The organism is Actinomyces culturomici, from assembly GCF_900499005.1.
Lineage (GTDB): Bacteria > Actinomycetota > Actinomycetes > Actinomycetales > Actinomycetaceae > Pauljensenia > Pauljensenia culturomici.
Genome location: NZ_LS991318.1, coordinates 26,417 through 52,367 on the forward strand (window position 1 = coordinate 26,417; position 25,951 = coordinate 52,367).

Genomic DNA, 25,951 nt, shown 5'->3' on the forward strand with positions numbered 1-25,951 from the left:
GATGTCCTCCGAACACCGAGTCCTCCACGGCATCGGCGTCTCCGCGGGCACGGCCGCAGCGAAGGCCGCGATCGTCCGTCCCGCACCCGGCGTCGACCCCGACGAGCCCGCGAGCGTCGATCCCGCGGCCGACGGCACGCGCGTCCGCGGCGCCCTCGCCGTCGTCTCCGCCTCCCTCAAGGAGCGCGCCGAGAAGGCGCCCGAGGAGTCCGCGCCGATCCTCAAGGCGACCGCGCAGCTCGCCGGGGATCGTGGTCTCGCGAAGGCGATCGACAAGAAGCTGAAGAAGGGCCTCGGCGTCACCGCGGCCGTCCATGCGGCGGTCGAGGAGTACGCGGAGATGCTCAAGGGCCTCGGCGGCTACATGGCCGAGCGCGCGACCGACCTTTACGACGTCCGCGACCGGGCGATCTGCGAGCTGCGCGGCCTTCCCGCCCCGGGCGTCCCCGAGTTCGACGAGCCCGTCATCCTCGTCGCCCACGACCTCGCGCCCGCCGAGACCGCGACGCTCGACCCGTCGACGGTCAAGGGCATCCTCACCGAGGTCGGCGGCCCGACCTCCCACACGGCGATCCTCGCCGCCCAGCTCGGCATCCCGGCGATCGTCAAGGTGACCGGCATCCTCGAGGTCGTCGAGGGCGATCTCCTCGCCCTCGACGGAGGCGTCGGCGAGGTCGTCGTCTCGCCGACGGATGAGGAGGTCGAACTCCTCGCAGAGCGCTCGCGCAGGCGCGCTTCGGCGCTCGCCGGCTCGTCCGGCGAGGGTGCGACCTACGACGGCTACCGGGTGAAGCTCCTCGCGAACATCGGCACCGTCGACGACGCGCAGCGCGCCTCGACGGTCGACCTCGAGGGAGCGGGCCTGTTCCGCACGGAGTTCCTCTTCCTCGACCGCAACGACGCCCCCTCGCTCGAAGAGCAGATCGACACGTACACGAAGGTCCTCGACGCCTTCGGCGAGCGCCGCGTCGTCGTTCGCACGCTCGACGCGGGCGCCGATAAGCCCCTGAGCTTCGCCGATCTCGGCGAGGAGGCCAATCCGGCCCTCGGCCGTCGCGGCCTGCGCCTGTGCATGGTTCGCGAGGACCTCATCGACACTCAGCTCGCCGCCCTCGCCGCCGCGCACGCGAAGACGAAAGCCGATCTGTGGGTGATGGCGCCGATGGTGTCGACGCTCGAGGAGGCCGAGTGGTTCGCCGACAAGGCGCGCGCCGCCGGGCTCCCGAAGGTCGGCATCATGATCGAGGTCCCCGCGGCCGCGATCCGCGCCGACCAGATGCTCGGGGTCGTCGACTTCGCCTCCATCGGCACGAACGACCTCACGCAGTACACGATGGCCGCCGACCGCATGGACGGCGAGCTCGCCCCGCTCCTCAACGCGTGGCAGCCCGCGGTGCTCCAGATGATCAAGTTCGCCTGCGAGGGCGGGCGCGCGACCGGCAAGCCGATCGGCGTGTGCGGCGAGGCGGGCGGCGACCCGCTGCTCGCCCTGGTCCTCACGGGCCTCGGCGTCGCGTCGCTCTCGATGGCCCCGTCGAAGGTCAACGCGGTGCGCGCGGCCCTGCGCCTCCACGACCTCGCGACGTGCCAGCAGATGGCGGCCTACGCGGTCGACGCTCCGACGGCGGAGGAGGGGCGCAAGAACGTCCTCAAGCTCGTCTCTCCGACGATGCTGTCGCTCATCTGATCGCGGTCATCCGATCGATAGTCCGGCCGGGACCCCTCAGCGGGGTCCCGGCCGGACTCTCTTCGGGGCAGGGAAGCTGCTGATTGCCGTATGACGCTGTTGATTGCTGCGAATGGAGGGGTTGACGACAGAAGGAGGGGGTGCGCCCCCTCCACCAGTCGCCAAGTCCGCCATTGGGCGCCAAGTCCTCCACGTGTCGCCACGTCCTCTGCGGGTCGTGAAGTCTTCCACCTGTCGCCGGCGCCTCCGGTCATGGTCGGGGCCGAGGGTTTTGTCGGGCCCCGTCACTGCAAATGGAGGGCTTGACGACAGAAGGAGGGGGTACGCCCCCTCCACCAGTCGCCAAGTCCTCCACGTGTCGCGAACCCCTCCACTCGCGCTCTGCCTCCGAGGGAATCCGGGCGCAGTACGTCGTCATCAGAGTCCGAGCGCGCGATTCGCCGCGCCTCGAGGGGGACGAAGCCGTGCGTACGGGGACGTGGGCATGCGAAAGGGGACCGCACCATTCGGTGCGGTCCCCTCAGGCGCCGGACTCACCCGGCCGAAGCGAGAGCCGAAACCCGTTGCACTCGACCGGGTCGAGAGCCGAAGCCCGTTTCACCCGGCAGAGTCGAGACCCGAATGCCTCAGTGTGTCAGGCGACGACGAGACCCGTGTACTGGGTGCGGGCGCGCTCGAAGCGGGCGGCGACATCGGCCCAGTTGACGACGTTCCACCAGGCCTTGACGTAGTCGGCCTTGACGTTCTGGTAGTCGAGGTAGAAGGCGTGCTCCCACATGTCGAGCATGAGGAGCGGAACGGTCGCGACCGGGATGTTGCCCTGCTGGTCGGTGAGCTGGAAGGTGACGAGGCGGTTGCCGAGCGCGTCCCACGCGAGGACGCCCCAGCCGGAGCCCTGGAGGCCGAGGGCGGCGGCGCCGAACTGGGCCTGGAACTTCTCGAAGGAGCCGAAGAACTCGTCGATCGCGCTCGCGAGTTCGCCCTCGGGGCGGCCCTGGCCGTCCGGGGTCATGTTCTGCCAGAAGATCGAGTGGTTGGTGTGACCGCCGAGGTTGAAGGCGAGGTTCTTCTCGAAGAGGTTGATCGCGGCGAAGTCGCCGGACTCGCGGGCGGCCTCGAGCTTCTCGAGGGCGGTGTTGGCGCCGCCGACGTAGTTCGCGTGGTGCTTGTCGTGGTGGAGCTCCATGATCTTGCCGGAGATGTGGGGCTCGAGAGCGGCGTAGTCGTAGGGAAGGTCGGGAAGCGTGTACACGGTCATGGTCGCTCCTCAGTGATGCGGTTGTCCGTTGGCCCTCGCGGGCCCGTCACACAATGAGGTTACAGGGCCTTAGTCCTATTCGCGCGGGGATGTGATGGAGGAGTCGAGGGGGATTGAGGCGCTCCCGTCGGACTGGCGGTCGGCCAGCCGAGACTCCCGACGAACGCCGGAGGTGAAGTCGTCGATCCAGCCGAGCTCGGCGTGCCGGGGGCCGGTGCGTGCCGCGGGAGGGAATTCGGCACCGGGAGCGCTTCATGACGCGGATACGGCCCCTGCCGCCTTTCGCTTCGACGATCTCAGTGCAGCCAGCGCATGATCGCGTGGGTCTCCTCGGTCGTGAGAGCCGTGCCCGGCAGATCGCCGCCGGCGCGCAGGCCCTTGAGCGCGATCTCGAGGTAGCGGGGGTAGAGGTCGCCGACGAGGTCGGCGATCGCGAGGATTCCCACCTGGAGGAAGATGAGGTCGGTTCCGGCGACGCCGACGCGGTCGCCGATCCGGTTGACGAGGGGGGTGATCCGGTCCTTGCTCATGTCGAGGGCGGATTTCGACACGAAGCGGCCCGCGTACATCTGCGCGAGGGACTTGTCCGCGTACTGAAGGGCGAGGGAGCGTTCGAGGTACTCGCGCGCGCAGTCCCAGGGGTCGGATTCGGCGAGCGCCATGTTCGCGATGGCCTCGAGTTCGTCGACCTGGGCGGCGAAGATCGCCTCGACGAGCTCCTCCTTGTTCGCGAAGTTCCGGTAGGCGGTGCCGACTCCGACTCCGGCGGCCTTCGCGACGTCGTTGAGCGTCGCGTCGAGTCCGTGCTTGGCGAAGACCCGTCTGCCGGCTCGAAGGAGCTTTTTCCTATTCGCCTCCGCGTCGCGTCTCATACCTCTCACCCTACAAAAACGGATTGACAATATCCACTTCCGTCGTAGGCTTTGAAGCGGACAGTGAATATCCGCTTCTAAGGAGTGACTGATGATCGCACTGAACAACGGCGTCGAGATCCCCGAGATCGGCTTCGGCGTCTTCCAGTCGGCCCCGGCCGAGACCGAGGCGGCCGTCCGCACCGCCCTCGAAGTCGGCTACCGCCACATCGACACCGCGGCCGCCTACGGCAACGAGCGCGAGGTCGGCGCCGCCGTCCGCGCCTCCGGCCTCGCCCGTGAGGACCTCGTCGTCGAGACGAAGATCTGGATGTCCGACTACGGCTACCAGGAGACCCTTCACGGCTACGAGAAGGCCATCGCCAAGCTCGGCCTCGACTACATCGACGTCCTCATCCTCCACCAGCCCGCGTCGGCGACCCCCGAGTCCTTCGCGAAGACGATCGACGCCTACAAGGCCCTTGAGACCCTCCTCGCCGACGGGAAGGTCCGCGCGATCGGCGTCTCGAACTTCCAGGACGACGACCTCGACCTCCTCCTCGAGAGGACTGAGATCGTCCCGGCCCTCAACCAGGTCGAGTACCACCCCTACTTCCACGGGGCGCGCGAGCGCGACGGCATCCTCGTTCAGGCGTGGTCGCCGATCGGCGGCATCACCTTCTACCCCGGCTGGGGCGAGAACCGGACGAGCACCCTCGAGAACCCGGTCCTCAAGGAGATCGCGGCGGCGCACGGAAAGACCGTCGCCCAGGTGATGCTCCGCTGGCACGTCGACGAGCATCGCTCGGCCATCCCGAAGTCGGTGAAGCCCCACCGCATCGCCGAGAACTTCGACGTCTTCGACTTCTCCCTCACCGCCGACGAGCTCGCCGCCATCGACGCCCTCGACACGGGCGTGCGCTCCGGCCCCGAGCCGAGCCTCTTCTCCGTCGACGAACCCCGCATCCAGATCCCGGAGGCCTGACTCATGGAAAGCTTCACCCTCAACACCGGTGCCGAGATGCCCGCCATCGGACTCGGCGTCTTCCGCATGAACGAGGACGAGGTCGCGCGCGCCGTCCCCGAGGCGATCGACCTCGGCTACCGGCTTATCGACACCGCCTCGCGCTATTACAACGAGGAGGCCGTCGGGAAGGCGATCAAGGCCTCCGGCGTCGACCGCTCCGACCTCTTCATCACGACGAAGCTCTGGTTCAAGGACCACGGCTACGAGGAGACGAAGAAGGCCTTCGAGGAGTCGATGCGCAAGCTCGACCTCGACTACCTCGACCTCTACCTCGTCCACCAGCCCTTCGGCGACTATTACGGGTCATGGCGCGCGATGGAGGAGCTCTACGAGGCCGGGCGCATTCGCGCGATCGGCGTCTCGAACTTCTACACCGACCGGTACCTCGACCTCGTCCATCACGCCGACGTCGTCCCGGCGGTCAACCAGCGCGAGGTCCACCCCTTCAATCAGCAGAAGGAGATTCTCGAATACTCGGAGAAGAACGGCACGCTCCTGCAGGCCTGGGGCCCGCTCGGCCAGGGCAATCGCGAGATCCTCGAGTCCGTGCCGCTCCTCGAGGCGGCCGCGGCGCACGGCACATCCGTCCAGCAGATCATGCTCCGGTGGCTCTACCAGCGCGGCATCGCCTCGGTCGCGAAGTCGACGCACCCCGAGCGGCTCGCCGCGAACATCGACGTCTTCGACTTCGCCCTGAGCGAGGAGGAGATGACCGCGATCGCCGCTCTCGACCGTCAACAGACGAACGCGGGCTTCGACCACCGCGACCCGCGCATGTTCGAGCTGCTCCTCACCTTCGACTGAGCAACCGGCCCGGTCACTCCGCCCCGTCGGACGCCTCGGCCTCGACCTCGTCGATCTCGGAGCGATGGGGGAGCAGGCGGGAGATCCCCAGCCACGCGTAGGCGAGGACGGACCCCCAAAGGAGGCCGAAGACGCCGGAGAGGAGCGTCTCCATCGTCCACGAGGCCGCGCCGCCGAAGCGCTCGACCAGGGAGACGCCCTGCTCCACGACGTGGTGGAGGGCGTCGACGCCGAGGTTCGCGAGGGAGGTGATGACGATGTGCCCGCCGACCCACAGCATCGCGATCGTGCCGACGACGCCGATGACGGTGAACACCTTCGGCATGACGGCGACGAGCCCGCGGCCGAACGCGGCGATCGGGCCGCGCCGCCTCGAGAAGTGGAGCCCGAGGTCGTCCATCTTCACGAGCACCGCGACGAGCCCGTAGACGAAGAAGGTCATGAAGAACGCGACGCCGACCATGATGCCGACGCGCACGAGATTCGAGTCGGCCGTGACGTTCGCGAGCGAGATCAGCATGATCTCGGCGGAGAGGATGAGGTCGGTGCGGATCGCGGAGGAGACGATGCCCTTCTCGAGCTCTTCGGCGCTCGTCGCGCGCGGGGCGTCCTCGTGCTCGGCGTGCTCGGGGAGGAGGTGGAACTTCGCGAGAACCTTCTCCGCGCCCTCGAAGGAGAGGAAGGACCCGCCGAGGATGAGGAGGACCGGGAGGAGCCAGGGGGCGAGCCACGTGAGGAGCAGGGCGACCGGGAGGATGATCGCGAGCTTGTTGATGAGGGAGCCGCGCGCGATCTTCTTGATGATCGGCAGCTCGCGCGAGGGGTCGAGGCCCGCGACGTACTGCGGGGTCACCGCGGTGTCGTCGATGACGACGCCGACCGCCTTCGACGAGGCCTTCGCGGCGCCCGCGGCGATGTCGTCGAGCGAGGTGGCGGTCGCCTTCGCGAGCGTGGCGATGTCGTCGAGGAGGGCGATGAGTCCGCCGGCCATGGGAGTCCTAATCGTCGAGGGGCGGGCGCGAATGCGCCTCGTCCATCATGCCAGCGGGCGCGCTCGCCCCGCGCGCGAAGGGGGTTCGGCGTGAGCGGTTCCTCGCCTCCGCGGCGCCGCGTGGGTCGGCCTCCGATCGACGAGGGCGCAGCCGGGCGCCGGTGGGAGGGAACCGATGACGCCCGGTCCGATGATCCCGTCTGCCGGTGCAGCAGGGCGCTGATGGAGGGGACGGAGATCCCCTCGACGCGCGAAGGTGATGCTCTCGACGCATGAAGGTAATGCTTTCGACGAGGAAAGGTAATGCTCTCGGTGAGGACGGCCGGGCGGCGGCTACTCTGACGCCATGACTCCGGCCGACTCCGCCCCCGTCCAGTTCGACCAGCCCGCCCAGTCCGACCAGCCGGGCACCGACGACGTCCAGTCCGACCACACCGCCCAGTCCGACGCCCGCTCAGACGTCCCGGTCCTCGACGAGGGGCTCATCGGGCGCCTCGCCGCCGACCTCGAGGCGGCGAAGTGGACCGTCGACGCACTCTCCGAGCTGCTGTCCGATCGGGCGCTCGCGGCACTCGCCCGCGACCAGCGGGTGCCGGCGCTCCTCGAACTCGAGGGGCGAACCGATGCCGCGTCGGCCCTCACGCGCCTCTTCGTCCTCGGCGCCGAGGAGGACGCCGCGCTCGTCGCCGACGCCCTCCCGACCCTCGGGCTCGAGGGCGCTCGGGCGCTCGGCCTGGTCGCCGAACGAACGGACGCTGATGGCGGGGACGTGGTCGCCCTCGTCGATCTGCGCCCCTACGCGGCGGTCGTGCCCGCCGAGCATGGCGCGACCCGTGAACTCGACTGGTGGATCGCCTCCGACCGGACCTCGATGCAGACCGGCCGGGCGCTGCGCGCCGATCACGTGCTCGGGGTCGGGGGAGCGTCGACGAGCCTCCTCGAGCTGACGATCCGCGACCGCGTCGGCGCGGCCCTCGACATGGGGTGCGGATGCGGGATCCAGGCGATGCACCTCGCCGCCCACGCCGACCGGGTCGTCGCGACCGATCTGTCCGCGCGGGCCTGCGCCTTCACCCGCTTCAACGCCGCGCTCAACGGGCTCGAGATCGACGTGCGCGAGGGGTCCCTCTTCGAGCCGGTCGCGGGCGACCTCTTCGACCTCATCGTCACGAACCCGCCCTTCGTCATCACGCCCGACGCCCTGCGCGCCGACGGGCTCCTCGAGTACCGCGACGGCGGTCTCAGGCGCGACGAGCTCGTCCGCGCGGTCGCCCGCTCCGGCCCGGATCGCCTCGTGCCCGGCGGCGTCCTCCAGATGATCGGCAATTGGGAGATCCCCGCCGATCTCAACCCCGACGCCGAATGGTCGGCGCGCCTCGAGGAGTGGTTCGAGGGCCTGCCCGTCGACGCGTGGGTCGTCCAGCGCGACGTCCTCGATCCGGCGCGCTACGTCGAGATGTGGCTCGAGGACGCCGATCCGACCGACGAGGGCGGGGCGCGCGCGTCCCGCGAACGGTCCTACCGGGCCTGGCTCGCCGACTTCGACGCCGCGGGCGTCGGCGGGGTCGGCATGGGCTTCATCGCGATGCGGCGCCTGAGGGGCGACGAGGGCGAGGGGGTCGTCCGATTCGACCTGGGGCTCGCCGGCGCGCGGCCGCGGGGCGCGGACGCGCGCCGGGCCCTCGATGCGCTGCGCCTCCCCGCGGATCTGTCGGGCCTACGCCTCGAGCGCGCCGAGGACGTCACCGAGGAGCGCCACTACGTTCCGGGCTCCCCGGATCCGACGGTGATGATCCTCCATCAGGGGTCCGGGCTCGGCCGGTCGATCCGGGTGGGGACCGCGACCTCGGCGGTCGTCGGCGCATCCGACGGGGAGCTCTCGGTCGGGCAGATCGCGGCGGCCGTCGCGATGCTCACCGAGCGGGAGGCGGACGAGGTGCTGGCCGAGATCGACGGGCCGCTGCGCGACCTCCTGAGCGCGGGGATGCTGAGCACCGCGACCAGTGACGCGTGACCGTCTACGCCGTTCGGCGCTGCGGATCGGCCGTCTGCTGTAACACTTTTACAGTAGATTTCAGTAGGGTCGGAATCTGGCGAGCCTGTGTCGTTTACCGCATGATTGCAACGGTTTCAGTGGGCATTAGCCTCGCTAGCATCGCCATCGGGTCGGCCTACTGCAACACCTACTGTAAAAGGTACTGCCAATTCTGTTGCAGTAGTGGTGAGCGGGCTGTGCGGCTCGACGGCCGCCGTCTCACAGGGAATTCCCTCGCGCCCTCGTCGATCGCGAAACGCCCTTGACGGTGGACGGAACGGGAAACGCGGGCGGGGGGATGTACAGTCGGGCAACGGCGGGAGGACACCGCCGACCGACTCGCGAGCGCCGAAAGGGTGGAACATGGGAGCGTCGAAGCTGGTCATCGTGGAGTCTCCCGCGAAGGCCGCGACCATCGAGGGCTACCTCGGTCCCGACTACCACGTCACCGCCTCCATCGGGCACATCCGCGACCTCCCCCAGCCCAAGGAACTGCCCGCCGACATGAAGAAGGGCCCCTACGGGCGCTTCGCCGTCGACGTCGACCACGGATTCACCCCCTACTACACGGTGAACCCGGACAAGAAGAAGAAGGTGACGGAGCTCAAGCGGGCCCTCAAGGAGGCCGACGAACTCTTCCTCGCCACCGATGAGGACCGGGAGGGCGAGGCGATCGCCTGGCACCTCCTCGAGGTCCTCAAGCCGAAGGTTCCCGTCAAGCGGATGGTCTTCCACGAGATCACGAAGGAGGCGATCACCCGCGCGCTCGAGACGACGCGCGAGCTCGACACCTCCCTCGTCGACGCGCAGGAGACCCGCCGCATCCTCGACCGCCTCTACGGGTACGAGGTCTCGCCGCTCCTGTGGCGCAAGATCCGCCCGTCCCTGTCGGCCGGCCGCGTCCAGTCGGTCGCGACGCGCCTCGTCGTCGATCGCGAGCGCGACCGCATGGCGCACGTCGCCGCCTCCTACTGGTCGATCCAGACGCGCATCGAGGCGGGCTCGGAAGCCTTCGACGCGAAGGTCGTCCAGGTCGACGGGCACTCCGTCGCCACGGGCTCGGACTTCTCCGAGAAGGGCGTCCTCACCGCGAAGGCGGAAAAGGCCGGGGTGATCCACCTCGACGAGGCACTCGCCCGCTCCCTCGCCGACGCGCTCGCCGCCTCGTCCTCGTCGATCATCGACGAGGTCGCGACGAAGCCCTACCGGCGCCGCCCCGCGGCCCCCTTCACGACCTCGACGCTCCAGCAGGAGGCGTCGCGCAAGCTCCACTGGAACGCCGCCTCGACGATGCGGACCGCCCAGTCGCTCTACGAGTCCGGCTACATCACGTACATGCGCACCGACTCGACGGCGCTGTCCGGGCAGGCGATCTCCGCGGCCCGCGCCCAGGCGGTCGAGCTCTACGGGTCGGGATCGATCCCCGACAAGCCGCGCTTCTACGGGAACGTCGCCAAGGGCGCGCAGGAGGCCCACGAGGCGATCCGCCCCGCCGGCGATCACTTCCGCACGCCCGCGCAGGTCGCGTCGAACCTCAACCGTCAGCAGCTCGCCCTCTACGACCTCATCTGGAAGCGGACCGTCGCCTCGCAGATGATCGACGCGACCGGCTTCACCGCGACGATCCGCGTCCTCACGGGCGTCGAGGTCGACGGGAGCCGCCGCGACGTCGTGTCGGCCGCGTCCGGCACCGTCATCACCGAGCCCGGCTTCCGCCGCGCCTACGAGGAGGGCCGCGACAAGGGCCGCTACGACGCGGAGAAGGACTCGGACGCGGAGAAGGTCCTCCCCAACGTCTCCGAGGGCGACGCCGCCGACGTCGCGTCGGCGAGCCCCGAGGGCCACGAGACCCAGCCGCCCGGCCGCTACACGGAGGCGACGCTCGTCAAGACGATGGAGGAGCGCGGCATCGGCCGCCCCTCGACCTACGCGGCGACGATCCAGACGATCGGGGACCGTGGGTACGTCACCCATCGCGGCCAGTACCTCGTTCCGACGTGGCTCGCGTTCTCCGTGACGCGGCTCCTCGAGGAGAACCTCGGGAACCTCGTCGACTACGACTTCACCGCCACGATGGAGTCCGACCTCGACCGGATCGCCGCGGGCGAGGAGTCGGGCCAGGACTTCCTCTCCCTCTTCTACCTCGGCGCCGACGGCGCGGGCGACGCGGACGGCCTGAAGTTCCAGGTGGAGTCGCTCGGCGACGACATCGACGCGCGTGCCGTCAACTCGCAGGACGTCGGCGACGGCGTCGTCGTGCGCGTCGGCCGCTACGGCCCCTACCTCGAGAAGGCGGACGGGTCGCGCGCGAACCTCCCCGAGGACGTCGCCCCCGACGAGGTCGACGCGGCGAAGATCGCCGAACTCTTCGCCCTCGCCGCCGACGACGGGCGCGAGCTCGGCGTCGACCCGGTGACCGGGCACGTGCTCGTCGCGAAGAACGGCCGCTTCGGCCCCTACATCACAGAGATCCTCCCCGACGAGGACGGTGCCGGCGCCGGCAAGGGGAAGAAGGCGGCGGCGAAGCCGCGCACCGCCTCCCTCTTCAAGTCGATGGACCTGTCGAGCGTGACGCTCGAGCAGGCGCTCCAGCTCCTCTCGCTCCCGCGGGAGGTCGGCGTCGACCCGGCGACGGGCGAGGCGATCACCGCGCAGAACGGCCGCTACGGGCCCTACCTCAAGAAGGGGACCGACTCGCGGACCCTCGCGAGCGAGGATCAGCTGCTGACGATCACCCTCGACGAGGCGCTCGCGATCTACGCGCAGCCGAAGACGCGCGGCCGGGGGGCCGCGAAGCCGCCGCTGCGTGAGTTCGGCGCTGACCCCGTCTCCGGCAAGAAGGTGACGGTGAAGGACGGGCGCTTCGGCCCCTACATCACCGACGGCGAGACGAACGTGACGGTGCCGCGCGCCGAAACGGTTGAAGACCTCACCGAGGAGCGCGCCTTCGAGCTCCTCGCCGACAAGCGCGCGAAGGGACCGGCCCCCAAGCGCGGGAGGGCGGCGAAGAAGCCCGCCGCGAAGAAGACGACGACGCGGAAGACCGCGGCGAAGAAGACGACGAAGTGAGGGGCCGGGCCGCGGGGGACCGCGGCCCGGGGCCCGAGCGGACCGAGACGCCCACGAGCCGTGGGAGGATGGGCGCATGGAAGGCGGGAGCGTGGATCAGGCGGTGAGCCCCGAGGGCCTCTTCATCACCTTCGAGGGCGGCGACGGGTCGGGCAAGTCGACCCAGATCGAGTGTGTGCGCGAGTGGTTCGTCGCACGCGGCCGGACCGTCCTCGTCACCCGCGAGCCCGGCGGGACTCCGCTCGGCTCCGACATCCGCCGCATGGTCCAGAACGGCCCGGAGGACGTCGACCCGCGCACGGAGGCCCTCCTCTACGCCGCCGACCGCGCCTACCACGTCGCGACCGTCATCCGCCCGGCGCTCGAGCGCGGGGAGGTCGTCCTCGGCGACCGCTACATCGACTCGTCCCTCGCCTACCAGGGCGCCGCCCGCTCGCTCGGCGTCGACGAGATCCGTTCCCTTTCCGCGTGGGCGACCGAGTCCCTCGACCCGTCCCTCACCTTCCTCCTCGACCTCCCGCCCGAGGTCGGCGCGCGCCGCCGCACGGACGCCCCCGATCGGCTCGAGCGCGAGTCGATGGACTTCCACGAGCGCGTCCGCCACGAGTACCTGCGCCTCGCCGACGCGGAGCCGGAGCGGATGATCGTCATCGACGCCGTCGGCACCCCGGATGAGGTCTTCTCCGAGATCCGCGGGGTCCTCGAGGAGCGCTTCGAGGGGGCCGCGGTTTCCGAGGGGATCGACGAGGACGCGGCCGCGGCTGGAATCTCCGCTGATGAAGGCGCCGATTCGGACTCTGAGGCGTCGTCCGCCGTTTCGCCCTCGGGTGACGGCGTTGCGCAGAACGCCGGCGCTCCCGCCGAGGACTCCGGTCCGAAGAAGACGCCCGTCCTCGCGAGCCTGCTCGGCAAGCAGGCGACGCTGTGGCCCTCCGGGGACGAGGACGCCCTCCTGTGAGCGACGCCCGCCCGGTCTGGGACGAGCTCGTCGGGCAGGACGCCGCCGTCGCGGTCCTCGCCGACGCCGCCAAGGGCGCCCGGGCGATCCTCTCCGGCGATGCGGACGATCCGAGCGTCGTCGAGGAGCAGCGCGCGATGACCCATGCGTGGCTCCTCACCGGGCCGCCCGGCTCGGGACGTTCGGTCGCCGCTCGCGCCTTCGCGGCCGCCCTTCAGTGCACCGGGCCCGTTCCCGGATGCGGGGAGTGCCCCGGCTGTCGGACGACGATGAGCCGATCGAACGGCGACGTCCGATTCGTCGCGACCGAGACGAGCATCATCTCGATCGACGTCGCGCGGAGCCTCGTCCTCGAGGCGCAGACCGCGCCCTCGCAGGGCCGCTGGCGCGTCCTCATCGTCGAAGACGCCGATCGGATCCAGGAGCGCACCGCGAACGTTCTCCTCAAGGCGATCGAGGAGCCCCCGGAGCGGACCGTGTGGCTCCTGTGCGCGCCGAGCCCGGAGGACATGATCCAGACGATCCGCTCGCGCTGCCGTCACCTCGGACTGCGGATCCCGCCCGCGCAGGCGGTCGCCGACCTCCTCGTCTCCGAGGGCGTCGCCGATGAGGCGACGGCTTTCGAGGCGGCCCGTGCCGCCCAATCGCACATCGGGCTCGCCCGCGCGCTCGCCCGCGACCCTGAGCAGCGCAGGCGCCGCCGCGAGATCATCACCGCGCCCGTCCGCGTCCGCTCCGTCGGCGAGGCCGTGTTCGCCGCCGAGGCGCTCCTCAAGACCGCGAAGGAGCAGGCCGACGCCCGGACCCTGGAGCGCAACGAGAGGGAGAAGAGGGAGCTCCTCGCGCGGCTCGGACTCGACGAGTCGGAGTCGGCGAACCGCCAGGCCCGGACGTTGATCCATCAGCTCGAGGAGGAGCAGAAGCGCCGTGCGAAGCGCGCGCTCACCGACGAACTCGACCGGGCGCTCATCGACCTCCTCGCGATCTACCGCGACGTCCTCATGCTCCAGCTCGGCACCGGTCAGGAGCCGATCAACGCGGACCTCGTCGACCTCGTCGAGGAGATCGCCGCGAACTCGACGCCGCGCCAGACGATGACGCGCGTCGGTGCGATCGAGGACGCCCGCAGGCGCCTCGTCGCCAACGGTCAGGCCCTCCTCGTCCTCGAGGCGATGACCGTCTCCCTGCGCCCGCAGGTCTGAGACCGAGTCGGAGCGTCGTCCCGACGCCGCGCGGCCGGGCGGGGAGCCCCCGCCCGGCCGCGCGCCTCACAACCTCCGACTCATCGAATCGGGGCCCTCGTCCTCGTCAGTCCGCCCAGGGATCGACGAGGATGCGGATCGGATTGCCGATCTTCTTCTCCAGGTGCTCGATGCCGACGGCGATGTCCCGCAGCGGGACGACCTCCGAGACCGACTCGGAGAGGTCGAGGCGCCCGTAGCGGAGCATCTCGGCGAGCATCGCGATGTCCTGGGTCTTGTAGCCGATGTGCCCGAGAACCTGCTTCGAGCGGAGGTTGAATTCGAGGAAGGTCCCGAGATTCATCTCCTGCGGGCTCATGCCGACCGACACGACCTTCCCGCCCGTGTCGAGGCTCGCGACCGCCTGGCGCAGCGTCGAGGGGATGCCGACCGCGTCGAAGGCGACGTCGATCATGCGTCCGCCCGTCGCCTCGAAGATGTGCTTCAGCAGGTCGGGGTCGTCCGCGCGGAAGACGTGGTCGGCGCCGAGGCGCTCGGCGCGCGCGAGGCACTCGTCGTTGACATCGATGCCGATGATCGGGACGCCGCCCGCGAGCTTCGCGAGCTGGGCGATGTGCGTGCCGACGCCGCCGAGGCCCCACACGGCCACGGCGTTGCCCGGGTGGACCTTGCCGGTGCGGACGACCGCGCCGAACGGCGTCGATACGGCGTCGGCGAGGATCGCGGCCTCCTTGAGGTCGACCTCGCTCGGCACGCGGGTCATGCCCATCGCGTTCGCGATCATGTACTGCGCCCACCCGCCGTCGTAGGCGAAGGCCATGAGCTGGAGGTCGAGGCACGCGGTGAAGTCGCCGCGCCGGCACCTCCGGCACTTGAGGCACGGACGGCCGGCCGAGGGGATCACCCGGTCGCCGACCTCCCATTCGGTCACGCCCGGGCCGAGCTTGTCGATCGTCCCGGCGGCTTCGTGCCCCTGCGTGATGACCGGGAGCCGGTCGGGGAAGGCGCCGTGGATGAGCGAGAGGTCCGAGTGGCAGATTCCGCAGTACGCGACCTTGATCCTCACCTGCCCGGGACCGGGTTCGGGGATCGGGATCTCTTCGACGGCGACCCTCCGGCCGTCGGCGTAGAAGCGCTCCGCGAGCATTGTGCCTGTCATGCGATTACTCCTTCGTGAGCACGACGATCGGCGGACGTCGATCGAGGTGCACTCAGAATAGGACCGAGGTCCCGTATTCGCGGGCGTTCCGCTGGGTCCTTTACGCCGTTTTCACTTCGGGTCCCATATCATGGGGCCATGAGAGCCCCCAGATCCGCCGTCGTCGTCTCCGCCATCGCCGTCGTCCTCGCGCTCGTCGTCGTCGGGTCGCTCGTCCGCGCCGGATTCCTCACCGCGCTCGACGCCGCCGGAGCCGGTGACGAGAACGTGACCCCGTCGACCCTCGACGCGGCCGAGAGCGGGACCGTCGACGCCTACTACGGCCAGACGATCCGCTGGGGCGAGTGCTCGAAGGATCAGGTCGCGCTCAACCGCGACTACCGGCCCTCCGACATGAGCGCCTATCAGTGCGCGAAGCTCTACGCGCCCCTCGACTGGGACGACCCCTCGGGAGAGAAGATCACCCTCTCCCTTGCCGTCCACCGGTCCGGCGAGGACGGCGCCCCGGTCCTCTTCTACAACCTCGGCGGCCCCGGGGGAGCGGCCATCAAGTCCCTCAGCTACCTGATCGAGGACAACCTCGGCTCCGCCCTCGTGAAGAAGTACGACGTCGTCGCCGTCGATCCCCGGGGAGTCGGCACCTCCACCCCCGTGAAGTGCCTGACCGACGCCCAACTCGACGCCTACAGCTCAACCGGCTCCGTCACAGGCGCCTCCGAGCAGGACCGCGCCGCCGCGACCCCGGAGCAGATCGTCGCCGACGCGACCGCCGAGGTGGAGGCGATCTCGAAGGGCTGCGAGAAGATGAGCGGCGACCTCTTCCGACACATCGACACGGTATCCGCGGCGAAGGACTTCGACATGATCCGCGCCGTTCTCGGGCAGAAGACACTCGACTACCTCGGGTACTCCTACGGGACCTTCCTCGGCGCCACCTACGCCGGGCTCTTCCCCGACAAGGTCGGGCGGATGGTCCTCGACGGAGCGATCGACCCGGCGATGAACGTCGACGAGGTCTCCGCCCTCCAGATGCGCGGATTCGAGGCGTCCATCGAGCACTGGATCGACACCTGCCTCACGACGAAGACCTGCCCGCTCAAGGGGACGAAGGCGCAGGCGATCGCCCAGCTCACGGAATTCCTCGACGGGCTCGAGAAGAACCCGATCCCGACCTCGGACTCGAAGCGCCCCCTGACGAAGAACCTCGCCGTCAGCGCGATCATCGGGATGCTCTACTCGGAGAAGACCTACTCGATGCTCGTCCAGGCGCTCACCCCGGCGATGGAGGACCAGGACGGGTCGCAACTCCTCTTCCTCGCCGACTACGTGTCCGACCGCAACGCCGACGGCACCTACTCCTCCAACGGGACCGAGGCGCTCATCGCCGTCAACAACCTCGACTACGGCCCGGTCGGCACGATCGAGGACTGGGCGAAGGAGGCGGGGCTCCTCAAGTCCGAACTCCCCGTCTTCGGATCGATCAGCGGTTACGCCTCCGCCGGCCTCGACGCCTGGCCGACCTCTCACGCCGCGCGCGAAGCGATCACGGCTCCCGGCGCCGCGCCGATCCTCCTCGTCGGCACGACTCACGATCCGGCGACTCCGTACGTCATGGCGGAGAATCTCGCGAAGGAGCTGTCCTCCGGCGTTCTCGTCTCAAACGAGGGCTGGGACCACACCGCCTACTCGAAGGACGCGAACTCGTGCCTCGTCGGCGCGGTCGAGGGCTACCTCGTCTCCGGAACCGTGCCCGAGGCGGGCCTCACCTGCGGGAAGTGAAGCCTGCGGGAAGTCAAGCCTGCGAGACGTGAAGGCGGGGGCGGGCGGCCGTTCTGCGGGGCGAGGGGCCTCTCGGGCCGAGGGCCCTCATGGGCCGAGATCGCTCGCGGATCGAAAGCTTGCCCGCTGCCTGAGTTCGCCCATGACGGCGCGGGGCCTCGCGGTCCTGCGCACGTGGCGGCTCGGCTCGCCGGACCGTCCCGAGGCGATTCGGGTGTGAGGCTTTCCATGGTGGGGCGCGCTCCGACCGGTTTGCCCCCGGACCATCGGGCCCATTAGACTCGCACCGTTGTCCGAACGCCCCTCGCGGGAAACGGCGGACGCGCCACCTTAGCTCAGTCGGCAGAGCGATTCACTCGTAATGAATAGGTCGTGGGTTCGATTCCCACAGGTGGCTCAGACGGGAAGCGGCCCGGCACCTGCGCGAACAGGTGCCGGGCCGCTTCGTTTTTCCGTCGTCGCTCGGCAGATCGGGCACTTGGGGCGCTTGTCAACACTCACCCGCTCATATAGGCCCCACCCCTATGGGGAACGCGACTTTACGTGGTCAGATCAACGAAAAGTCCGGGTCGATGCCACACTCTCTTGCCGGTATCCCCGAAAGATCCGCCCGCAAGAACGCACACAGTTTCCCGGATGACATGGGCCGAGGACGTCGCTGACCTGCAAGTTCTCCGACGGCTCCTCCGGTTCGATCGTCGACGGCGCGGAAACTGTGTGCGAATTCGCGGGTTCGGGAGACGAGCCCATGGCGGGAGGGACGGAGCCTGGTGGAGGGCCGGCTGTGCCCGGGAGGAGCCGCTTCGCCAGCGGCTCCCGCGGAAGAAGAAGGCGGACGTATGAGCGAGGGCAGGATCGGATGAGAAGGCAGACGGGCGCGCGGACGAAGTAGTGCATGACGAAGCGGCGGCCCGGACCTTCCCGGTCCGGGCCGCCGCTCGGCGTTCGCGTTTCTCGAAGTGACGGGCTCTCCGTGTGATTCGGGAGGCGCGTCAGCGACCTCTACTCGGCTCCCGACGCGCGCCTGCGCATGAGGAGCGCCCAGGCGCCCGCTCCGACGAGTCCGCTGCCGCCGATCCCCACGAGGACCCACTGCCACCAGTCCGCGCCGCTCCCGTACGATGCGGAGCCGCGCTCAGGGTTGAGCAGGGCGCTCACGGGCGCGGCGGGCTTGGCGAGCGCCCGAGTCGTGGACGCCCCGGACTGCGAGGAGTCCGCGAAGTTCAGACCCGCGACGCCGCTCGACTGGGAGCCGTCGGCGCTGGAGGCGCCCGACGCGCCGGAACCGGTCGTGGTGCCGGAAGCGGAGGTCGTCGACCCCGCGCCAGCCGCCGAGTTCGACGACAGCAGCGAGCCGGACACGGTCGACCCTCCGGTCACCGGGGTCCCGGTCTGCCCGGCGCCCTCGGCGAGGCGCGCGGCGGCCGCCGTGGGATTCCCGATCGACGAGGACGGGGCGCCCGCACCCGCAGAGGGGGAGGGGGTCGAACCGGCGCTGGGGGAGCCCGTGGAGGGCGACCCGGTCGAGGGGGAGGCGCCCGGAGCGGGCGCGGACTCGCCGGGCTTCCGAGTACCGGGGTTCGGCTTCGTCCAGTTCTTGTGGGACTCGGCGTTGAGCTTCGCGACGAGTTCGTCGATGGGGAGCGCTTCGCCGGGGTTCGGGTTCGGCGCGGGCTCCGGCGACGGGTCCGGTGACGGCTCCGGCTCGGCGCCCTTCTCGATGGCGTCGTCGCCGACGAGGAAGATCGCGTGGAGCGTCTTCTCGATGGTGGAGCCGTCGGCGAGGTGCGCGGTGTAGACGAAGTCGGTCGCGTAGCGCCCGGGCTTCGTGAAGTAGAAGGCCTGATGGTCGTGCGATCCGAAGAGGTAGCGGAGGACCATGTCGGGCTTCGCCGAGTCGAGTCGGGGCGTGAATCCCTCGAAGAGGGAGGAATTGCCGGTGACGAGACGACCGGGGCCGGTGAAGTTCTTCATCGCGACCTCGACGCCCTTGTCCGAGAGCTGCGAGTAGTCGACCCGCTGGGTCGAGAACCCGACCCAGGGGATGCGTTCGAGCTGGGTCTCGGGCAGGGTCCACACGCCCTCGGGCGCTGCGGCGGCGAGTTCGTCGTAGCCCTTCGCGCCGGCGGGGATCTTCGCGTGCGTCGAGTCGGGGACGGCGTAGGCGAAGGTGCCGGAGGCGCGATGGACCGGGTGGCGCGGGTCGGCGGTGTCGTCGACGAAGACCTCCGCCTTCCCGTCTTTCAGGGACATCGCCTGGTCCATGTGGCCCTCGGTGATGATGTGGATCGCCGAGTCGCCGGGATGGGAGGGATCGGACGGGGTGGCGGGGTCGGGGGTCGACGGATCGGAGGGCTCGGCCGGCGTCGAGGGGTCGCCCGGGTCCGCGGGGTCCGGGGAGGGCCCGGGCGCGGGCGCCTCGCCGTTGTTCTCCGCGGTGATCGCGCGCAGGGCCGCGATCGCGGCGTCGCCGACGACGAAGTGGGCGGAGCGGAACTTGTAGGAGAAGTTCCCGTCCTTGTCGCGCGTTTCGATGTTGAAACCGACGGTGTAGACGCCGGGCTTCGTGAAGACGTGGGCGAGGGGCACGGCGGCGGCCTCGGCGGTGAAGCCGCGGTTGGGGTCGCGCGTCGTGTCGAGGGCGACGGTCATCGCCCCGTCGGCGACGGTCCCGGCGATGTAGCGGCCGCCCTTGGGGCCGTCGAAGGTGTCGACGGAGTAGACGGCCGGCTCGGAGCGCAGCTCGGAGGGCATTCCGGTGAAGTCGAATCCGAGCGATCCGTGCTCGCCGGAGGCGGGCAGGACCCAGCGGTCGCCCTCGGCGGTCGTCTGCTTGAGCGAGTCGGGGATCTCGAGGATCGGCGACCCGGGGATCGCCGTGCCGTCCGCGCTCACCTCAAGGGTCACCCGCTTGATCGGCTTGCCGTCGCGCACGTCGTCGTTGAAGGTCCCCTTGTAGACGTAGTGGGAGGGTGACGAGGGCGAGGCCGGCGCCTTCGCGGCGGAGCCGAAGAGCGCCTCGATCTGCTTGCGGGCCTCGGCCTGCGTGAAGGGGGCCTCGGGCTCGGCGGGCTTCTCCTCGGTGGAGAGCTCGCCGGAGGCGATCATCTTCTCCTTCACCTGCTCGGCGGTCGTCCCGATAGGCGTGAGGGAGGTGGTGGTGCCTGCGGGCAGGCCGACCTCGTCGTCGGAGCCGACGAGCCACGTGATGGTCGAGGGCCAGGAGTTGACGGTCCTCTGGGACCACGTGGACGTGTAGGAGGCGACCATGTCGAGCCTGTAGACGCCGGCCTTCGAGAAGGTCCAGTTCCAGTGGCCGTGGGAGCCTGCCTGGAGGGAGAGCGGGGCGAGCGAGGAGTCGGAGGAGAGGCCCCGGCTCAGGGAGTTCGCGCCGACGGTGCGCCATACCTCGACGGCTCCGGGTCCGGAGGAGTTGGCGATCGAGAGCTTCACCTCGTCGAGGAGGATCCCCTCGGGCTGGGCGACCTCGTGCGCCGTGTCGAAGGCGCCGATGCCGGCCCAGACGGGACGCCAGTTGTCGATCTGCTCCTGGGGGGCGCGCCAGACGATGTCGCCGGGCTTGCCGATGAAGTCGAAGAGGCCGCCCGAGGGGACGACCATGCGCGAGACCTCCTGGGAGTCGGAGGCGCGCGCATCGGGGGCGAGGCGGACGCAGACGGAGTTCGGGTCTTTGACGACCTTGCGGCCGTCGACGACGGTGACGGTGAAGGTCTCGTCGACGCGGGTCACGTAGGCGGCGTCGACGTGGGCGTGGTGGAGGAGCTTGCGTCCGGCGCACACGTGGGGGACGCGGCCGTCGGGCCCGGGGGTCGCCTCAGGGTCGGCGCCGGGCGAGCCCGCGGGGACCGTGAGGTCCGCGGGCACGACGTCCCCGTAGCCGGCCTCGCCGGGCAGGTGCTCGGGGTCGTCGGGGGCTCCGGGGGACGAGGGCGAGGCCCCCGAGTCGGCGGAGGCGGAGTCCGCGGGAGGGGGCGTCTCCGACGGGGCGGCGTGCGCCGCGGGCACGACGAGTATCGGCGCGGCGAGCAGGGCGGCCGCGGCGAGGAGGCCGGTGAACGGCAGGGTCCTCATGCGAGTGTCCTTTCTGTGGTCTGCGCCGCCGGTCGGGCGCGAAGGAGGAGTCCGCGCCCGGGCGAGAGGAGCTGGGCGAGGACGAAGAGGAGGGTCGCGACGAGGACGATCGCCGCGCCCGAGGGGATGTCGAGCGACCAGGAGGCCCAGATGCCGAGGAAGGCGGAGACGGCGCCGATGGCCGGGCCGATGAGCATCATGGGGACGACGCGGTCGGTGAGGAGTCGCGCGGTCGCCGCGGGGGCGACGAGGAGCGCGAGGACGAGGACGTTCCCGATCGTCTGGATGGAGACGACGACGGCGGTCGCGATGGCGAGGTGGAGGAGCAGGTCGATGCGCCCGGCGCGCAGGCCCGTCGAGATCGCGAAGTCGCGGTCGACGCTCACGAGGACGATCCGGTCGTGGAAGACCGTGAGGGCGATGCCGATCGCGGCGCACGCCGCGAGGGAGATGAGGACGTCGGTGTTCGTCACGCCGGTGAGAGACCCGAAGAGGAGCGATTCGAGGGATCCCGTGTAGCCGGGCGTTCGCGCGACGACGACGAGGCCGAGGGCGAAGGCGGCGGCGAAGAAGACGCCGATGACGGAGTCCTCGCCGACCCGGCGGTTCTGGGAGAAGACGGAGATGAGGATCGCGACGAGGATCCCGGCCGCCGCTCCTCCCAGGAGGATCGACCCCTGGAGCGCGAAGGCGATCGCGATTCCGGGGAAGACGGCGTGCGAGAGCGCGTCGCCGACGAAGGAGAGTCCGCGCAGGACGACGTGCGCGCCGACGAGGCCGCAGACGAGCGAGGAGAGGACGGCGATGAGGAGCGCCCTCGGGAGGAAGGCGAGCGAGGGGTTCGCGAGGTCGGAGAGGAAATCGAGGAGGCTCATCGGCGCACCATCCCGAGGGAGCGGAGGAGCGCGGAGTCCTCGGAGACGCGGAAGGTCTCCATCCACGGCTCCGGCGAGCAGAGGTCGGCGGGCTCGCCCTCGGCCCTTACGGTCCCGTTGAGCATGACGAGCCGGTGGCAGATGTCGACGGCCTGTCCGAGGTCGTGCGTCGACATGAGGATCCCGACGCCGGAGTGGGCGAGGTCGACGAAGAGGCGAGACAGCGCGTCCTGGTTCGGGTGGTCGAGCCCGGTGAAGGGCTCGTCGAGGAGGAGCAGCCGCGGCGAGGCGACGAGCGCCCGGGCGACGAGGATCCTCTGCTTCTGGCCGCCCGAGGTCTCGTTGATCGTCCGGTTGCGGTACGCGTACATGCCGACCGCGTCGAGCGCCCGGTAGACGGCTTCGAGGCGCGCCGCGGCCCGCGGTGCGCGGCGTCGGCCGGTGAAGGCGGTCGCGACGAGTTGGGCGGCGCTCATCGGATAGTTCCAGTCGAGGTCCTGGCGCTGCGGGACGTAGCCGATGACCGAGCCGCTCGCCTCGATGCTCCCGCGGTGGGGGACGAGTCCCATGATCGCGCGCATGAGCGTCGTCTTGCCGGCCCCGTTCGGTCCGATGAGGCCGACGAGCTCGCCCTCGTCGACCCGAAGGGAGACGTTCTCGAGGATCGCCCGCCCGCCGAGGTCGACGCGCAGGCCGGACACCTCCAGCGCGCGGCTCATCGGTCCGACTCCCGGTCGTCGGCCTCATCGGACGCTTCCGGCTTCGGCTCGACGGGGCCTCGCGCCCCGCCCTCGACGATCCTCTCGGCGGCCCGCTCGCGCTCCCGGCCGCGGCGATGGGCGACGAGGACGAGGGCGATGAGGACGAGGGCCGCGGCGCCGAGCCCCGCGGCGATCCAGAGCGGGAGCGCGGTCGATCGGTCGACGGCCGACGGCGCGTCGACGGGAGCGGGCGACTCGGGGGCGTTCGAGATGGTCCACTGGGCCTCGAGTGCCTTCTGCGCGTCGGCGGCGTCCCCGACTGCGAAGCGGAGGATGCGGGTGTCCTCGACTGTGGAGCCGTCGGTGAGCTGGGCCTGGAGGCTGAGGCGGATGAGGTGGATCCCCGGCTGCGTGAAGACCCAGTTCGCGTGGGTGTGCGTGTTCGCGTCGACGTGGATCGGCTGCGCGTTCGGCTTCGTCGAGTTCCACAGCTCCTGGGGGCCGGAGAAGTTGCCCGCCTGGACGAAGGCGTGGAAGTCGCCCTCGCCCTCGTGCCCCTCGAAGACGAGGGTCGCGCCCTGGGCGAGTCGGCCGACGACCTCGGGGTCCTGGGTGTTCCAGCCGAGCCACACGACGTTCGCGATCTCGGACTGGGGGACGGCCCACACGGGGCCGTTCGCCGAGATGAAGGAGTACTGGTCGTCGGCGGGGAGCTCGAGCTTCGCGGCGTCGGACACGCGCAGGACGACGTCGTCGAGGTGGCGCCACGTCGGCGCCTGGCCGGAGTCGTCGCGGGCGAGGAAGGTCCACGCGCCGTCGAGGAACTTCGGTCCGAGGTCGACGTGCCCGGCGGAGATCTCGACCGGCGTGCCTGCGGGGGCGACGGTCTCGTTCGAGTCGACGACCTGGGTGAGCGAGGGGTCCTGAGTCGTCGTGTCCGCTGCGAGCGAGGCGGGGGCGAGGGCGATGAGGGCCGCGGCGGCGAGCGCGAGCGCGTGCGTGAGTTTCACTGGTCTCCTCGGGTGGGATTCGGGATGGGCGCCTCCGACTCGAAGGGCCAGGCGGGCAGCGAGGCGGGGTCGAGGCAGGACTTGATCGAGCGCGTGTTGAACACCATGAGGTCGAGGTAGGTGGGGACCTCGTCGGTGAGCGTGTCGGAGTGGAGCGAGCAGACGGACTTGCCGGTCGCTCGCGCGAGAGCGACGAGCTCGCCGAGGTGGGAGCGGGAGGTCGGTTCGAGGAAGACGCCGGCGGCCGGCGTCTGCTCGAGGACGCGCGTGAGGTTGGCGAGCTGGAGGGCGGACGGCTCGAGGGACGGGTTCGGCGCGACGAAGCCGCCGATGCGCAGCCCGTAGGCCTTCGCGTAGTAGCCGAAGGAGTCGTGCGCGGTGACGAGGGCGCGGCTCTTCGCGGGGATGGTGGCGACGACTTCGCGGATCCACCGGTCGAGCGCCTCGAGTTCGGCGTCGCGCGCGGCGGCGTTCGCCCGGTACTCGGCCGCGCGCGAGGGATCGAGGGCGGCGAGGCGCTCGGCGACGAGGTCGGTGTAGGCGATGGCGTTCTTCGCGTCGTGCCACATGTGCGGGTCGATCTCGCCGTGAACGTGGGTCCCGATGACGGCCTGGGCGAGGATCCTGGCGGAGGCGCCGGGTTCGGCGAGGAATCGCCACCGGTTGTCGGGGATCGTGGTCGTCGTCGTGTCGGGGACGGCGATAACGACCCGGTCGGGGTCGAGGTCGCCCGCGGGGGCGTCCGCCCGCAGCGTCATCGAGCCCTCGAGCTTCGCGGTGAGATCGGCGTGCCCGGAGTCGAGGACGGTCCGCCCGGTGGAGTGCGGGTCGACGCCGACGGCGAAGACGAGGGTCTTCTCGCCGAGCGGAGCGTCGCCCGTCGGCGAGTGGAGCGTCGCGCGCAGGGAGAGCGAGTAGACGCCGGGATCCGTGAAGCCCCACGACATGTGGGTGTGGGCGTTGGTCGGGAGCTCGACACGGTCGTTCGAGTCGATCCCGTCCTTCGAGGCGATCCACGGGCGCGGTTCGCCGAAGGTCCCGGTCGTGAAGGCGGCGAGGTCGCCGGGGCCCGTCGCCGCGACCGCCTCGAAGGAGACGGTCGAGTCGGTCGAGGCGCGCCCGTCGACGCGCAGTCCGAGCCAGATCGTCGCGAGGGAGAGGTCCTCGACGAGGGGGATCGGGCGCGCGCCGAAGGGGACGGAGTCCTCGCCGAGGGCGACGTGCTGGGCGCCCTTCGGAAGGTTCGCGTCGATGGAGGCGGTGAGCGCGCTCTGCTCGAGGAGCAGCCCGTTGGAGAAGGCGATGTCGGCGTGCGCGATGTCGCGCAGGGCCGCCATCGAGGGCTCGAAGGAGTGCGGATCGACGCCCGCGGGGACGAGCGTGGCGATGCGCGCTCGCGGGGCGACCGCGCGCACGAGGTCGGCGATGATCGGCGTCGTCGCGACGATCCGCGGTTGCGTCCCGTCGTCCGTCGCGTCGGTGCTCCGCGGCGCGGCGGACTGCGACCGCGCGCCGGGGGCCTCCTCGGCGGGCGCTCCGCCGTTCGCGAGGGCGGGGGCGCACGCGCCGAGGAGGAGCGAGGGGGCGCCGATGAGGAGGGAGAGTGCGAGGGCGCTCCCGGCGCGACGCGCTCGGGCGCGCCTCACCGGGTCGCCCGGCGTCGCGCGGCGAACCCGGCGAGGGCGAGGAGCGAGGCGAGGGCGATCGGGGCCGCCGCCTGAGCGCCGGTCGATGCGAGGCCGCCGGGAAGGGCCGAGCCGTCGACGGTCTTGCCCTCGGCGCGCAGGCGGTCGATCGTCGCCTGGTCGAGCTCGCAGGCGCGTCCGTCCGCGGTGCGGCCGACGTAGACGGTCGTCGAGCCCGAGCCGATGCCGCCGAACCAGCGGGCGCCGACGAGCGAGCCGAAGTTGCCGGACTCGAAGACGGCGAGCGAGCCGGGTCCGGAGACGCCGTTGAGCGTCCAGGTGACGTCGCCGCTCGTGTGGGCGAGGAGGTCGGGGTGCATCGTGTTCGCGCCGACCCACGGGACGGAGGGGACCTGGCTCGAGGAGATCATCCAGATCTTCTGGCCCTGCTTCGCAATGAATTCGATGCCGGCGGGGGCGGTCGTCTCGGCCGCGGCGCCGAGCCCGAAGGAGAGGGAGGAGGGGGCGACCCAGCGCGCGGGCTGGGACCGATCGTCCTTGACGAGCATGGAGATCGACGAGGGGCCGGCGCTCGTCCCGATGTCGAAGTGGCCAGCGTCGGCGTTGCCGGCTCCGCCGACGTTGAAGGAGAGGACGTCCGAGGCCGAGACGCGGGCGCCGGACTTCAGAGTCGTGGTCTGGGTGATCGACACCTTGTAGGCGCCGGGGGCGGTGAAGACCCAGTTCGGGTGGACGTGCGTGTTCGCGCGGATCGTGTGGGATCCGCCGACCGCCGTGCCGCTCCCATTCGAGGTGACGGGGGTGGGG

The 25,951-nt window shown here is 70.5% G+C and carries 18 protein-coding genes and 1 tRNA gene; 9 read left to right on the forward strand and 10 right to left on the reverse strand.

The window, feature by feature from the left end:
- The first annotated feature begins 1 nt into the window (after position 1).
- Positions 2–1,687 (forward strand): phosphoenolpyruvate--protein phosphotransferase, encoded by a 1,686-nt coding sequence (ptsP, locus tag DY157_RS09955; protein ID WP_115728503.1) that lies wholly within the window; start codon positions 2–4, stop codon positions 1,685–1,687.
- 634 nt (positions 1,688–2,321) lie between these two features.
- Here ptsP and DY157_RS09960 read toward each other — a convergent pair.
- On the reverse strand, positions 2,322–2,945 hold the full coding sequence (locus DY157_RS09960) for a superoxide dismutase (RefSeq protein WP_115728504.1): 624 nt from the start codon (positions 2,943–2,945) through the stop codon (positions 2,322–2,324).
- 296 nt (positions 2,946–3,241) lie between these two features.
- Complete coding sequence (locus DY157_RS09965; protein ID WP_115728505.1) at positions 3,242–3,817, reverse strand: TetR/AcrR family transcriptional regulator; 576 nt, start codon at positions 3,815–3,817, stop codon at positions 3,242–3,244.
- Between the two features lie 91 nt (positions 3,818–3,908).
- Here DY157_RS09965 and DY157_RS09970 point away from each other — a divergent pair, with 91 nt between their 5' ends.
- The gene (locus tag DY157_RS09970; protein ID WP_115728506.1) at positions 3,909–4,781 is read left to right on the forward strand and encodes an aldo/keto reductase; all 873 of its coding nucleotides are present in this window, start codon (positions 3,909–3,911) and stop codon (positions 4,779–4,781) included.
- Positions 4,782–4,784: 3 nt separating this feature from the next.
- The gene (locus DY157_RS09975; protein WP_115728507.1) at positions 4,785–5,627 is read left to right on the forward strand and encodes an aldo/keto reductase; all 843 of its coding nucleotides are present in this window, start codon (positions 4,785–4,787) and stop codon (positions 5,625–5,627) included.
- 13 nt (positions 5,628–5,640) lie between these two features.
- Here DY157_RS09975 and DY157_RS09980 read toward each other — a convergent pair whose 3' ends face one another.
- A complete protein-coding gene (locus DY157_RS09980) occupies positions 5,641–6,618 on the reverse strand; it encodes a DUF808 domain-containing protein (RefSeq protein ID WP_115728508.1) in 978 nt (325 codons plus the stop codon).
- Positions 6,619–6,964: 346 nt separating this feature from the next.
- Here DY157_RS09980 and DY157_RS09985 point away from each other — a divergent pair, with 346 nt between their 5' ends.
- The 4 genes from DY157_RS09985 to DY157_RS10000 all read left to right on the forward strand — a co-directional run bounded on the left by DY157_RS09985 (position 6,965) and on the right by DY157_RS10000 (position 13,882).
- Complete coding sequence (locus tag DY157_RS09985) at positions 6,965–8,632, forward strand: DUF7059 domain-containing protein (RefSeq protein WP_115728509.1); 1,668 nt, start codon at positions 6,965–6,967, stop codon at positions 8,630–8,632.
- Positions 8,633–9,016: 384 nt separating this feature from the next.
- Positions 9,017–11,722: a type I DNA topoisomerase gene (gene topA, locus DY157_RS09990; RefSeq protein ID WP_115728510.1), complete on the forward strand. Its 2,706-nt coding sequence runs from the start codon at positions 9,017–9,019 to the stop codon at positions 11,720–11,722.
- Positions 11,723–11,798: 76 nt separating this feature from the next.
- Positions 11,799–12,680, forward strand: a complete 882-nt coding sequence (gene tmk, locus DY157_RS09995) for a dTMP kinase (RefSeq protein ID WP_407923476.1) — start codon at positions 11,799–11,801, stop codon at positions 12,678–12,680.
- The gene (locus DY157_RS10000) at positions 12,677–13,882 is read left to right on the forward strand and encodes a DNA polymerase III subunit delta' (protein WP_115728511.1); all 1,206 of its coding nucleotides are present in this window, start codon (positions 12,677–12,679) and stop codon (positions 13,880–13,882) included. Before tmk ends, DY157_RS10000 begins: the two co-directional genes overlap by 4 nt.
- A gap of 106 nt (positions 13,883–13,988) precedes the next feature.
- Here the strand turns inward: DY157_RS10000 and DY157_RS10005 are convergent, their stop codons facing one another.
- Positions 13,989–15,041 (reverse strand): zinc-binding dehydrogenase, encoded by a 1,053-nt coding sequence (locus tag DY157_RS10005; protein WP_115728512.1) that lies wholly within the window; start codon positions 15,039–15,041, stop codon positions 13,989–13,991.
- Positions 15,042–15,179: 138 nt separating this feature from the next.
- Here DY157_RS10005 and DY157_RS10010 point away from each other — a divergent pair, with 138 nt between their 5' ends.
- Together DY157_RS10010 and DY157_RS10015 are read left to right on the forward strand one after the other, a co-directional pair.
- Positions 15,180–16,820 carry an alpha/beta hydrolase gene (locus DY157_RS10010; RefSeq protein ID WP_115728513.1) on the forward strand — a complete coding sequence of 547 codons (1,641 nt, stop codon included), beginning with the start codon at positions 15,180–15,182 and terminating at the stop codon, positions 16,818–16,820.
- Between the two features lie 324 nt (positions 16,821–17,144).
- Positions 17,145–17,217: transfer RNA gene (locus tag DY157_RS10015), tRNA-Thr, on the forward strand.
- Positions 17,218–17,822: 605 nt separating this feature from the next.
- On the opposite strand, the gene DY157_RS10020 is transcribed toward DY157_RS10015, so the two are convergent.
- From DY157_RS10020 to DY157_RS10045, 6 genes are read right to left on the reverse strand one after another with little or no spacing between them, the layout of a single operon-like run.
- The gene (locus DY157_RS10020) at positions 17,823–20,912 is read right to left on the reverse strand and encodes a choice-of-anchor M domain-containing protein (RefSeq protein WP_115728514.1); all 3,090 of its coding nucleotides are present in this window, start codon (positions 20,910–20,912) and stop codon (positions 17,823–17,825) included.
- The gene (locus DY157_RS10025; RefSeq protein ID WP_115728515.1) at positions 20,909–21,787 is read right to left on the reverse strand and encodes an anchored repeat-type ABC transporter permease subunit; all 879 of its coding nucleotides are present in this window, start codon (positions 21,785–21,787) and stop codon (positions 20,909–20,911) included. Before DY157_RS10025 ends, DY157_RS10020 begins: the two co-directional genes overlap by 4 nt.
- Entirely contained in the window at positions 21,784–22,506 is a 723-nt protein-coding gene (locus tag DY157_RS10030; protein WP_115728516.1) for a metal ABC transporter ATP-binding protein, read from the reverse strand. Before DY157_RS10030 ends, DY157_RS10025 begins: the two co-directional genes overlap by 4 nt.
- Entirely contained in the window at positions 22,503–23,498 is a 996-nt protein-coding gene (locus DY157_RS10035; RefSeq protein WP_115728517.1) for a choice-of-anchor M domain-containing protein, read from the reverse strand. Before DY157_RS10035 ends, DY157_RS10030 begins: the two co-directional genes overlap by 4 nt.
- Entirely contained in the window at positions 23,495–25,144 is a 1,650-nt protein-coding gene (locus tag DY157_RS10040; RefSeq protein ID WP_115728518.1) for an anchored repeat ABC transporter, substrate-binding protein, read from the reverse strand. Before DY157_RS10040 ends, DY157_RS10035 begins: the two co-directional genes overlap by 4 nt.
- Entirely contained in the window at positions 25,141–25,896 is a 756-nt protein-coding gene (locus DY157_RS10045) for a choice-of-anchor M domain-containing protein (protein ID WP_235827206.1), read from the reverse strand. Before DY157_RS10045 ends, DY157_RS10040 begins: the two co-directional genes overlap by 4 nt.
- Positions 25,897–25,951 lie beyond the last annotated feature (55 nt).